This is a genomic window from Amycolatopsis sp. M39 (assembly GCF_001651785.1).
Classification (GTDB): Bacteria; Actinomycetota; Actinomycetes; order Mycobacteriales; family Pseudonocardiaceae; genus Amycolatopsis; species Amycolatopsis rubida.
The window spans coordinates 93,218-105,731 of record NZ_LWSF01000019.1 but is presented as its reverse complement, the minus strand read 5'-3'; the positions used below and the strand labels follow the sequence as shown (position 1 = coordinate 105,731).

6 protein-coding genes are annotated in these 12,514 nt (G+C 69.7%); 3 read left to right on the top strand and 3 right to left on the bottom strand.

Annotation, left to right across the window (positions count from 1 at the left end):
- The first annotated feature begins 4 nt into the window (after positions 1 to 4).
- Genes A4R44_RS31565 through A4R44_RS31555 form a run of 3 tightly spaced genes read left to right on the top strand, consistent with a single transcriptional unit; the run spans position 5 to position 4,260 of the window.
- The gene (locus tag A4R44_RS31565) at positions 5 to 2,158 is read left to right on the top strand and encodes a hydantoinase B/oxoprolinase family protein (RefSeq protein WP_067588798.1); all 2,154 of its coding nucleotides are present in this window, start codon (positions 5 to 7) and stop codon (positions 2,156 to 2,158) included.
- Positions 2,159 to 2,185: 27 nt separating this feature from the next.
- The gene (locus A4R44_RS31560; protein WP_232791871.1) at positions 2,186 to 3,466 is read left to right on the top strand and encodes a CaiB/BaiF CoA-transferase family protein; all 1,281 of its coding nucleotides are present in this window, start codon (positions 2,186 to 2,188) and stop codon (positions 3,464 to 3,466) included.
- Positions 3,466 to 4,260, top strand: coding sequence for an enoyl-CoA hydratase/isomerase family protein (locus A4R44_RS31555; protein WP_067588793.1), 795 nt, complete (start codon positions 3,466 to 3,468; stop codon positions 4,258 to 4,260). Before A4R44_RS31560 ends, A4R44_RS31555 begins: the two co-directional genes overlap by 1 nt.
- Before the next feature lie 13 nt (positions 4,261 to 4,273).
- Here the strand turns inward: A4R44_RS31555 and A4R44_RS31550 are convergent, their stop codons facing one another.
- The 3 genes from A4R44_RS31550 to A4R44_RS31540 all read right to left on the bottom strand — a co-directional run bounded on the left by A4R44_RS31550 (position 4,274) and on the right by A4R44_RS31540 (position 12,292).
- Positions 4,274 to 7,399, bottom strand: a complete 3,126-nt coding sequence (locus A4R44_RS31550; RefSeq protein ID WP_067588941.1) for a GH92 family glycosyl hydrolase — start codon at positions 7,397 to 7,399, stop codon at positions 4,274 to 4,276.
- 30 nt (positions 7,400 to 7,429) lie between these two features.
- Positions 7,430 to 7,831, bottom strand: a complete 402-nt coding sequence (locus tag A4R44_RS31545; RefSeq protein ID WP_067588791.1) for a GNAT family N-acetyltransferase — start codon at positions 7,829 to 7,831, stop codon at positions 7,430 to 7,432.
- Positions 7,832 to 7,984: 153 nt separating this feature from the next.
- Entirely contained in the window at positions 7,985 to 12,292 is a 4,308-nt protein-coding gene (locus tag A4R44_RS31540) for a GH92 family glycosyl hydrolase (protein ID WP_067588939.1), read from the bottom strand.
- Positions 12,293 to 12,514: the final 222 nt, after the last annotated feature.

The following is a 12,514-nucleotide window of genomic DNA, read 5'->3' as shown; positions in this document are numbered from 1 at the left end:
GCCCATGACCCCGCAGCCCGCACAACCCCTGCCGCCCGGCTTCGACCCCGTCACGCTCGAAGTGATCCGGATGCGCCTGGACTCCATCGTGGAGGAGATGGGCATCGCGATGATCCGCTCGTCCGGCTCGCCGGTGATCACCGAGGCCGGCGACTTCAACACCGCGCTGTTCGACCCGGCCGGCCGCATCTACGCCTACTCCGACTACGTCCAGTTCCACATCGGCTCCGGCAGCGTGGCCGTGCAGAACCTGGTGAAGGCGATCGAGGGCGAGCCGCTGGCCCCGGGCGACGCGTTCATCTGCAACGACCCGCACACCGCGGGCGCGAGCCACCCGCCGGACACCAACGTGATCTCCCCGATCTTCCACGGCGACGAGCTGATCGGCTGGGCGCAGTCGCAGGCGCACCTCGTCGACGTGGGCGGCATGACGCCCGGCGGGTTCGCTCCCGGCGCGCTCGACTGCTATGCCGAGGCGCTGCGGCTGCCGCCGGGGGTCAAGATCTTCGAGCGCGGCGAACCCGTGGAGTGGGTCCGGCGGATCCTGCTCAACAACGTCCGGGTCCCCGCGTTGTTCTGGAACGACGTCCGCAGCCTGGTGGCCAGCAACAACACCGGCATCCGCAGGCTGCTCGGCACGATCGGGGAGTTCGGGCTCGACCGGTTCCGCGACTACACGAGGCTGTCGTTCGAACTCGCCGAACAAGTGGTGCGCGAGCGCATCGCGCAGATCCCCGACGGGACCTACACCGCCGAGGAATGGACCGAGCACAACGGGCACGTCGACGGGCTGTACCGCGTCGCGTGCACCATGACCAAGCGCGAAAACCAGATCACCTTCGATTTCAGCGGTTCCAGTGAGCAGACCGGCGGTTTCGTCAACTGCAGCTACGGTGCGCTCGTCGGCAGCGTCGCGACCGCCGTGGTGCCGATCCTCGCGTGGGACGTGCCGTTCAACGAGGGCGTGATGACCGCGTTCGACATCGTCGCCGAACCGGGCTCCATCGTGAACCCGCGGCCGCCGGCACCGATCAGCAACGGGCATCTCACCACCGGAGCCCGGGTCAGCCGCCTGGTCACCAAGCTGATGAACGACGCCTGCCGCGCCAGCGCGGACGAGGTCGTCCGCGCCCGCACCCAGGGCGGCTGGGGCGATTCGTGGACCGGCGGGATCTCGGCGGGGACCGCCGAGGACGGCGAATACTTCGTGCTGTTCAACATGGACGGCGGCGGGATGGGCGCCGGCGCGCAGCCGGACAGCGACGGCCTCGACTGCGCCGGGATGATGACCCAGGTCAACAACATGCTCCCGGACGTCGAGATGAACGAGATGCTCTACCCGGTGCTGTACCTGTGGAAGCAGCTCAACATCGAGAGCGCGGGCCATGGCGCGCACCGCGGCGGCCTCGGGCTGCGGTTCGCCTGGACGCTGCACGGCGCCCGCGAAGTCACGCAGACGGTCTTCGCCCCGAGCGCGCAGGTCACCGCCGACGGGTTCGGCGGCGGGCTGCCCGGCGGCGGCAGCGGCCACGAAGTGTGGCGCGGCACCGACGTCGCCCAGTTGCTCCGGGACGGCCGGGTGCCCACTCGCGAGGCGCTGAGCGCCGCGGAACGCGAGCTGCTGGCGATCAACCAGCAGTCGGTGACCATCCGGTCCGGAGACGTGTTCGTCGAATGGATCGCGGGCGGAGGCGGTTACGGCGACCCGCTCCTGCGGGACCCGCAGCTCGTGGCGGCCGACGTCCGCAACGGGTACGTCACCGCCGAGGTCGCGGCCGGAACCTACGGTGTGCTCGTACAGGACGGCGTCGCGGACGAAACCGCGACGGAACGCGCCAGGGCCGCGCTCCGCGAGCAACGGCTCGGCGAGGCGCCTGGCGAACAGGTGTCGTCGGCCGCGGCCGCGGGTTCCTCGGCACCGCGCCGCGACCCCGACGGCTGGTATGTGCCCGCTTCGGGCGCGCGGCTGGGCTCCGGGGACGATTGGCGGGACAGCGCAAGGAAAGTCACCCACGTCGCAGCGGAACGGCTCGCCGCGCACGGGGTGCGGGTGCGGCCCCGCGAGCACGGCCACCGCGTGCTGATCGACGAGTTCTACAGTCCCTCGTGCGGGACGCTCCTGGACGCGCGAATCCGGGTCGAGGCCGTCGCGCGATGACGAGGTTTCCGATGATCAGGAGTTTCAATGAGCACGAGTGACCGCAGGTCCGGCAGCCCGCTGGACGAGGCCCTCGCGGGGATGCTGCCGGGCGGGCAGTCACACGGCGCGCTGCGCGGGGTCGTGGTGCTGGACATCACGCGGGTCGTCGCCGGGCCGTTCTGCTCGATGCTGCTCGCCGACCTCGGCGCGACCGTGATCAAGATCGAGAACCCGAAGGACCCGGACTACGCCCGCGACTTCCCGCCCGTGCTGGAGTCCGCGGCCGGGGAGAAGTTCAGCGGGTTCTTCGCGCAGTTCAACCGGAACAAGTTCGGCCTCACCCTCGATCTGTCCACCGAGGAGGGAAAAGCGACCCTGCGGAAGCTGGCGCGCAGCGCCGACGTCCTCGTCGAGAACTTCCGGCCCGGCACGATGGACAAGCTCGGCGTCGGCTATCCCGTGCTGCGGAAGGAAAACCCGCGGCTGGTGTACACGGCGATCTCCGGCTACGGGCAGACCGGCCCCTACCGCCGCCGTCCCGCCTACGACAACAGCGCGCAGGCGACCGGCGGGCTGTGGTCGATGAACGGCTTCGCCGACCGGCCTCCGGTGCGCGTCGGCACCATCATCGGCGACCTGTCGGCGACGATGTACGCCGTCATCGGAACCCTCGCCGCGCTGCGGCACGCGGAGCGGACCGGCCACGGCCAGCTCGTCGACGTGTCGCAGCAGGATTCGGTGCTCAGCCTGACCGAGAACGCCGTCGTCTCCTACACAGTGGACGGGAAGGTGCCGTCGCCGCTGGGCAACGAGCATCCGTTCGTCAAACCCTACGAGCTCTACCCGTGCAAGGACGGGTTCGTGTTCTTCGGCGGCTACACCGACAAGTTCTGGCGGCTTTCCTGCCATCTGTTCGGCAGGTCCGAACTCGTCGAGGACCCGGAGATCGACACCATGGCCAAGCGGTTCGACCCCGCGGTCTACGAGCGGCGCATCCGGCCGTTGCTGCACGAGTGGTTCGCGGACAAGACGAAAACCGAACTGGAGGAGATCGTCGGCGACGCCGTTCCGCTCAGCGCGGTCAAGGACATCGGCGAGGTGGTGGAGGACCCGCAGATCGCCGCGCGCGACATGGTCGTCGACGTCGAGTACCCGGAGTTCGGCGAGCTGCGCATGTTCGGCTCGCCCATCAAACTCGGCGGAACGCCCGCCCAGCCTCGCGGCCTGGCCCCGAAAACCGGCGAGCACTCCGACACCGTGCTCCGCGCGCTCGCCGGCCTCGACGAAGCGGAGATCGCGGACCTGCGCGAGAAGGGCGCGATCTGATGGGCGGCATCACCCTGGACCGCGACGGGGCCGTCGCGGTCATCCGGTTCGACCGGCCGGACAAGCTCAACGCGCTGACCCTGGCGATGTACGAGGAGCTGGGCGCGGCGTTCGACGAGGTGCGCGACGACGACGCGATCGCGGTCGCCGTGCTCACCGGCAGCGGCGACCGGGCGTTCTGCGTCGGCGCCGACCTCGCCGAGTCGATCCCGGCGCTCGCCGAAGGACGCTTCGACATCTCGGAGTGGGACGGCGCGCACCAGAAGCACACCACGCTGTTCAAGCCGGTGATCGCCGCGGTCAACGGGCTCTGCCTCGGCGGCGGGTTCGAGATCATGCTCTCGACCGAGATCCGGATCGCGGCGGAGACCGCCGAGTTCGGCCTGCCCGAGACCGGCGTCGGGGTCGTGCCCGCAGGCGGCACCCTCACCCGGCTCGCTCGCCAGATCCCGTACGTGTGGGCGATGGAACTCATGCTGGAAGGCGACCGGATCACGGCTGAGCGCGCGTTGCGGTACGGATTGCTCAACGAGGTCGTTCCGGCCGCGCAGCTGATGGACACAGCGCTCCGCCGGGCACACCGGCTGACCGAGAAGAGCGGCACCGCGCTGGCGACGGTGAAGGAGGCCGTGCTCCGTCTCGGCGACCTCCCGCAGGATCAGGCCTTCCACAGTGAAGCTCTCTACGGTCAGAAGGCCTTCACCTCGGCCGATGCTCGTGCGGGGCTGGACGCTTTCGCCGCCCGTCGACGCCCGGACTTTCCGTCCCGGCGCGGCTCCACGCCTTCGGGCTGAACGGGACGCCGGTTCAGCGCGGCGGTGGGAAGGGAGAGTTTCGATCCGGCGACCCTGGCGGGTCGTCGAAGCCCAATAGTTCCCACTGGGCGAGGACGACGCGGCGCCGGGTCGAGGCTCGGACCCGCAGCCGGTAGTGCCGGCACGCGGCGGGATCGGCGAGCACGAACGGCCGGGTCTGGCGCCGCCACCGGAACACCTCACCGGAGCGTTCGTCCAGGATCCGCCACTGCTGGCCGTCTTCGGAGCCTTCGAGCACCCAGTCCTTCGGATCGCCCGCGCGGCTGCCGGAGGTGAGCGTGTAGAGCACAACCTCGCGCGGCTCGCCTTCGGCGGTGAAGGCGATGGTCGGCCTTGGCGTGCGGAAGACGGCTTGGGTGCGGCTGGTGTCGTCCGACAGAACGCCGTGCATGGTGAGGTCGCGCAGCGGCGCGGGGGAGACCGGGGCGACCGGTTCCGTGCCCCAGTCGCCGGGCTCGGCGCGGACGTCGAACTCCAGCACCGCGCCGCGGGCGAGGACCGCGTGCGCGAGGGTGGCCGAAGGGTGCGGTTCGCCGTCGACCGTCAGGCCGTGCACGTAAGGCGTGTCGGTCGCGGCCCGGGGCGCTCGGATCACCAGGTCCTTTCCGTTGTCGAGGTGCACGGTGGCGGAGCGGAACAGCGGCGCGCACACCACGTACCGCGGGCTGCCGACCGCCAGCGGGTAGAGACCGAGGGCGGTGAAGACATACCAGGCCGACATTTCCCCGTTGTCCTCGTCCCCGGGATAGCCCTGGCCGAGTTCGCTGCCGAGGTACAGCCGCCGCAGCACCTCGCGGACGGTCCGCTGCAGCTTCGCCTGCGCCCCGGTGAAGGCGTAGACGAACGGGATGTGGTGCGAGGGCTGGTTGGAATGCGCGTATTGGCCCATCCGCACGTCCCGGGCCTCGGTCATCTCGTGGATCCGGCCGCCATGGCCGGTCTCCGGGAGCCGGAAGAACTCGTCGAGTTTCGCTTCCAGCGCTTCGGGTCCGCCGTGGAGCGCGGCGAGACCGGGACCGTCGTGCGGCACGGAGAACGCGGTGTTCCAGGCGTTGGTCTCCACATAATCCGGACCCCACACCGTCGGATCGAACCCGTCAGCCGGGTGCCGCCAGCCGCCGTCGAGGCCGCGGCCCTGGAAGAAGCCGATCCGTGTGTCGAAGTGGTTGGCGTAATGCTGGGCGCGCTGGCGGAAGTAGACGGCGTTGTCGGCGAACCGGCGGGCTCGCGCGCCGCTGCTTTCCCGGGCGAGCGCGTCGGACAGGTTGGCGAGGCCGAAGTCGTTGAGACAGCCTTCGAGCGCCCAGGACAGGCCACCGCGCGTCGAGGTCGGCGTGTAGCCGAGGAACACGGAGCGGTCGAGCCCCTTGCGGCCGACACCTTTGCGTGGCGGGCTGACAGTGGCGTTCTTGAGCGCGGCGTCGTAGGCGGCTTCGACGTCGAAGTTCGTGACGCCCTTCAAGTAGGCGTCGGCGAACGCGACATCGGAGCTGGTGCCGGTCATCAAGTCGGCGTAGCCAGGGGAGGACCAACGGGCGATCCAGCCGCCTTCGCGGTACTGCTGCACGAAACCGTCGATCATCCGGCCGCACTGGCGCGGCGCGAGCAGCGCGTACGCGGGCCAGGCGGTGCGGTAGGTGTCCCAGAAGCCGTTGTTGACGTACAACTCGCCGTCCACGACCTTCGCGCCGGTGCGCCGCCGCGTGCTCGGCCGGAAACTCCGCACGACCGGGCTCGCGTGCCGGATGCCGCGCGGCGTGTTCTCGTGCGCGACGTTCGGGTACAGGAACAGCCGGTAGAGGCAGGAGTAGAAAGTGGTCAGCTCGTCCTCGGACGCGCCTTCCACTTCGACGCGGCCGAGCACCTCCTGCCAGCGTTCCCGTGCCTGGTCCCGGACCCGGTCGAACGTCGTGCCCGCCGGGATTTCCAGCGCCAGGTTGCGTTTCGCCTGCGCGAGACTGATCAGCGACGTCGCGATCCGCAGCGTCATCTCGGACGCGGCGAACTCCAAGCTCCCGGTCACCGTTCGCCAGAACGGCCGCCGGATCCGCCCGCCGCCGGAGGGCCGCTGATCAGCTTCGGCGTAGACGAACATCCGCCGCGCGCCGGTCGACAGCCCGCTTCGCACCCACGTGTGCCCGGTGACGATCCCGCGCTCGGCGTCGATGCGAAGACCGCCGCGGTTGCGGGCGTTGTCGAACAGCACCCAGCCGCGTCCGGACGGGAACGCGAACCGGAACATCGCCGCGTGCTCGGCCGGTGCGACCTCGGCGGTGATGCCGCCGCGGAACCGCACGCGGTAATGGTGCGGCCGGTCGGTCTCGGCGTCGTGGCCGAACGCCAGCGAACGCCGCACGCGGTCCGGCTCGACCGGGCCGGTGCCGGGCATGAGGTGAAAGGTGTGCCGGTCGCCCATCCACGGACTCGGCTGATGGCTGAGCCCGAACGCCTGCAGCCGCGGCTCGTTCCGCGCGTCGTTGTGCCGGTGGTAGGAGTAGAACCAGTTCAGCGCCCGCGCGTCGGTGACCGGGGTCCAGAAGTTGAACCCGTGCGGGACAGCGGTGGCCGGGAAGGTGTTGCCGCGGGAGAACTCGCCGCTGGAATGCGTGCCGCGGGTCGTGCGGACCCAGTCGACCGGGTCCTTGCGCTCCGGCGGACGCCCGGCGATCCGGACGTCGTCCAGCCAGCCCGTCCCGTCTCCGTCGAACGCGGTCGTCAGCAGGATCCGCCGCACCCGCCGTCCCGCGAACGCTTTGAGCGGACGACGCACCAGGTTCCACTGATCGACGCAGAGCGTTTTCGCGTCCGGCGCGAACCCGGCGCGGCTGCCGTCGTCGAACTCGACATCGAGCGCGACGTGCGTGCTGCGGTAGCTCGGCACCGGACCGTCGGAGGCCGGGAAGACCACATACGACAGTGCACTGTGGTCAGTGACCGGAATGTCCACCTCGAACAGTGTCACGGTGGGCCCGGCCTGATAGCGCAAGGCTTTCAACCCGGTGAACCCGACGCCGGTCTTCGCGGTCGGCGACCGGCGCGGCCCGCTGTCCACCCGCGCCCCCGCGAGCGGCTGCGGATCGCCCGCTTCGAACGAGGAGAAGAACGCAGCCGTGGTCACGGTCCCCACGGTAATCGCTCCCGCACCGGATCAGCTCGCGGTGAACCGGATCAACCCCGCATCGGTGGAAGCGAAGCCGCAAGCGTCGAAGTAGAACGGGCGCAAATGCGGTTCGAAGTCCACGTGCAGCCACTCGCAGCCCGCGTCTCTCGCGGCGTCCCTCGCCCGGCGGACGAGTTCGGTGCCGATGCCGCGGTGCTGCCAGTCTCCGTGGACCTTCGGGTCGAGCAGGAACGCGTGATCCGCGCCGTCCCACGCCACGTTCGCGAAGCCGACCAACGTGTCGCCGTCGTGCGCGCTGACCCAGCCGAGACTGTGCCGCTTCGCCCGGTCCCACCAGCCGGGTTCCGCACGGCCGCCGTGCGCTTCGGTGAGAGTGACGAGTTGGGCGTCGGTGAGGGTGGCGCGCACGGCGCTGGATGCACCAGCCACCCAATAAGCTGCAGCTCGGCGGATCCCGCACCGTCGTCAGCCGCGACCCGGACCGAAGCCGGCTGCCCGGACAAGGAGCCGATCTGCCGCGGGCCAGGAACCCGGAACGGATCCGAGCCCCTGGCCAGCGGCGATCTTCCTGGAATCAGCCGGTCAGAACTTCGCGCACTGCCCGGCGGACGGACCGCGGACGGTGTTGGCGAGGTCGTGATCCGTCGGCGCGGGGGAGTTGCCCGTGCAGGCCAGCGGCCCGCCCACGGTGCTGCTCGCGATCAACGGCCCCTGGTTCCCGGTCAGGTTCACCGGGCCGGAGACGTCGGTCAGCTCGATCGACACCGGACCGGTGCTGCCAGTGATCGACACCGGACCGGCCACCTTCGTCCGGTTCAGCACCACCTGCGCCGCACCGGCCGCCGCGATCGGGCCCTTGATCTGCCCGCCGCGCACGATCAGCGAAGCGCCGCGCGCCACACTCACCGGACCCGACACCGTCGCGCCGTTCAGGCACACCACGCCGCTCGACACGGTCAGCGGGCCGTTCTGCACGCCGGTCAGCGTCTTGCCGCACGACGCGTCCGGACGGCCCAGCAGCTCGAACTCCGCCAGTGTCGCCGGACCGCCGGTGGCCGCGGTGACCTCCAGCCGGTAGTAGGCGTAATGCGCCGGGTTCTTCACCGCGAACGCCCGGGTCTGCTGCCGCCACTGGAACGACTGGTCGGTCTGCTGATCGGCGACCGTCCAGGTCTTCCCGTCATAAGACCCCTTCAGCGTCCAGCTCTTCGCGTCGCCCGCTCCGGTGCCGGAGGTGAGCGTGTAGTGGGTGACCGCCTCGTCGGTCGACTTCAGCTGGTACTGCACCGCACCGGTCACCTTCGCCTGCGTGCGCGAGGTGTTGTCCAGCAACGCCGACGCGTCCGAACCGTCCGAAGTGGACAGCGTGCCCAGCCCCGGTCCGGTTTCGTCGTGCAGCGGCGTCGGAACCGCGTCGCCCGTGGTGATCGACTTCGGCGCGTCGCCCGCGCCGGTGCCCCACGTCGACGGGTTCGGGCCCATGTCGAAGTCGAGCGTGGCGCCGTGGGCGAGCACGTCGTGCGGCAGCGACGTCGACGTCCAGTTCTTCCCGTTGACCTTCAGGCCCTGGACATAGACGTTCTTCGCCGAGTTCTTCGGCGCGTTGATCACCAGGTCCCCGCCGGGCAGGTGCACAGTCGCCTTGGTGAACAGCGGCGACCCGATCGCGTAGTCCGGGCTGCCCATCTGCAGCGGGTAGAAGCCCAGCGCGCTGAACACGTACCACGCGGACATCTCGCCGTTGTCCTCGTCGCCCGCGTAGCCCTGGCCCAACTCACTGCCGGTGTACAGCCGCGACACCGCTTCGCGCACCTTCGCCTGCGTCTTCGCCGGCTGGCCCGCGTAGTCGTACATGTAAAGGATGTGGTGCGAGGGCTGGTTGGAGTGGCCGTACTGGCCCATCCGCACGTCCCGCGCCTCCCGCATCTCGTGGATCACGCCGCCGTAGCTGCCCGGGAAGTTCGCGGTCTCCTGGTCGGCGAAGAACTGGTCGAGCTTGGCACCCAGCTTGTCCTTGCCGCCGTAGAGATTCGCCAGCCCCTGCCCGTCCTGCGGCACGGTGAAGGCCATGTTCCAGCCGTCGGTCTCGGTGTAGTCCCCGCCCCACTGGCGAGGGTCGTAGCCGGCCTTGGCCTTCGTGAACTTCCCGCTCGCGTCCTTGCCCTGGAAGAACCCGGTGCTCGGGTCGAACAGGTTCACGTACTGCTGCGCCCGGCTGGTGAAGTACTGGTAGTTCTCCAGGTACTCCGCCTTGCGCGGATCGTCCGCCTTGGCCTGGTCGTACAGCTTCTTCGACAGGTTCGCGATGCCGAAGTCGTTGACGTAGCCCTCGATCGCCCACGAGAAGCCCTCGCCGGTCGAATTCGGCGTGTAGCCCAGGAACTCCGACTGGTCCAGACCCTTGCGGCCGACCGCCGAGTTCGGCGGCGTCACCGTCGCGTTCTTCAACGCCGCGTCGTAGGCCGACTCGACATCGAAGTTCGTCACGCCCTTCTGGTAGGCGTCGGCGAACGCGACATCCGAGCTGGTACCGGTCATCAGGTCCGCGTAACCGGGGGAGGACCAGCGCGCGATCCAGCCGCCGTCGCGGTACTGCTGCACGAAACCGTCCACCATCTTGCCCGCCATGTCCGGCGTGAGCAGCGAGTAGGCGGGCCAGGTGGTCCGGTAGGTGTCCCAGAAGCCGTTGTTCACATACGTCTGCCCGTCGACGACCTTCGACCCGGTCTGCGTCGCGGTGTCCGTGCCGGTCTTCGGCGACACCGGGCTCGCGTACCGGTACTTCGGCGCCTCCTTCGTGCCGGCGTTCTCGAAGCCCTCGTTCGGGTACAGGAACAGCCGGTACAGGTTGGAGTACAGCGTCTCCAGCTGGTCCTTCGACGCGCCCTCGACCTCGATCACGCCGAGCTGCTTGTCCCACGCCTGCTGCGCCGCGTCCCGCACCGAGTCGAACCCGGCGTTCGGGGCGATCTCCTGCTCCAGGTTCTTCTTCGCCTGGTCCACGCTGATCAGCGACGTCGCGATCCGCATCGTCACCGTCTTGTCCGCGCCCGCGTCGAACCGCAGATAGCCGGTCACGTTGTCGCGGTTCTGCCCGGTCAGCTTGCCGCCGGTCGTGACGGGCTTGTCGAACGTCGCGTAGACGAACATCCGCCCGGCGCCCGCGGACAGCCCGCTCTTCGCGTCGGAGTACCCGCTGAGCGTGCCGTGCGCCGGGTCGAGCGTGAGCCCGCCGGAGTTGTTGACGTTGTCGAAGACCAGGCTGGAATCAGCGCCCGGGAAGGAGAACCGGAGCAGCGCCGCGTGATCCGCCGGCGCGATCTCGGTCTTGATCCCGTTCTGGAACGTGACGCCGTAGTAATGCGCCCGCGCCACCTCGTTGTCGTGCGTGAACGGCAGCGCCCGCTTGTCGCGGTTCGCCTCCGGCACCCCGCTCGCGGCCGACGGCATCACCTGGAAGCTCTGCCGGTCGCCCATCCACGGGCTCGGCTCGTGGCTCACGCTGAACGCCTGCAACTGCGGGAGATTGTCCGCGTTGTTCTGCGAATGGTAGTTGTACAGCCAGCTCGCCGAACCCGCGTCGGTCACCGGAGTCCAGAAGTTGAAGCCGTGCGGCACCGCGGTCGCCGGGAAGTTGTTGCCGCGCGAGAACGTGCCGTTCGCGAGCGTGCCGCGCGTGGTGAGCACGTTGTCGCTGGGCCGGGTGCTGGCAGGCGGCGTCGGCGTCGCGGAGATCTTCAGATCGTCCAGCCAGCCCGCGAACTGCGCCGGCCCGTTCGGGTTGTCGTAGCCGATCGCGATCCGGTCGATCGTCTTGCCCGCGGCGACCCGCCCGATCGCCGACCGCACCAGGTTCCACTGGTTCGCGTAGAGGACCTTGCTCGCGCCCTGGCCCTCCGGCGTCAGCGGGAACCCGTACTGGTCGGTCGCGCCGAGGTCGCGCAGCCGCGTGCCGTCGGTGAAGTCCAGGTCGACCGCGACGTTCGTGCTCGGGTACTTCAGATCGCCCTCGACGAACTGCGGCTGCACCTTGTACGACAGCTCGGTCGTCGCGGTCACCGGGAGGTCGACGTCGTAGACCTTGTTGTAGGAGTAGCCGTGCCCGGCCTTGGGCTGGCTGCCGGAGTACCGGAACGCCTTCTTGCCGGTGAACCCGACCCGGTTCTTGTTGGTGTAGCCCTGGCTCGGGCCGGAATCCACGACGCTGCGCATGTTCGGCAACGGCGGCGGGGCCGGATCGTCGTTGGCCAGCAGCAGCTCCGAGAACTGCATGATGTCGTCGCCGTGGTTGCGCGTGACTTCCAGCTGGTAGTACCGGTACGGCGCGCTCGGGGCGGACAGCTTGTAGTCGTTCTGCTGGAACCGCTTGCCGAACGACTGGCCCGACTGCTTGTCCAGATCGGTCCACGTCTTGCCGTCGTCCGAACCGCGCAGCGTCCAGTCCTGCGGGTCGCGGCCGGGCGAGTCGTTGGCCGAGGAGACCGCGTAGTGCGTGATCTTCGTCGGCTCCGACAGCGTGAACGTCACCGACGCGGCCGGCTCCCACGACAGCCACTTCGTGCCGGTGCTGCCGTCGATCAGATTCGCCGCGGCCTCGCCGCCGCCGGTGTTCTCGCTGGTCGCGCTGACGTCGGTGACTTTGCCCCGGATGTCGCCGGGGATCGCGGTCCCGTTCGCGCCGTCCACCCCCGAAGCCCGCGGCTTCCCGGCGGCATCGGTGTCGACAGCATCCTGGATCGGTTGCGGGTCGTTCGGTTCGAACGAAGAAACGAAGTCCGGCGGGGCGGCCTCGCCCGGCGCGGCACCGGCCGCGGCGGGCAGGACGACCAGGCCCGCAGCCGCCACCGCCGCGGCGAGCACGGCGTGCAACGGTCTGGCGCTTCGGGGCATCATTGCTCCCAGTTCGTCAGGGGATCGGGGCCCGGGACTCGGTCATCCCGGGGCCCCGGAAGCTCAACGCGCGGGTGACATCGATGTCAAGGCCGCCCCGCAAACCTGACCGGAAACGGACAACCCTGCCCGGTCCCCGCTACGGCAACCGGGTGCCCGCCCGGCGGATGGCCCCCATGCGGCATCGGGTGCATCTCGCGTGCGGTGCGGGACTCTCCTCAG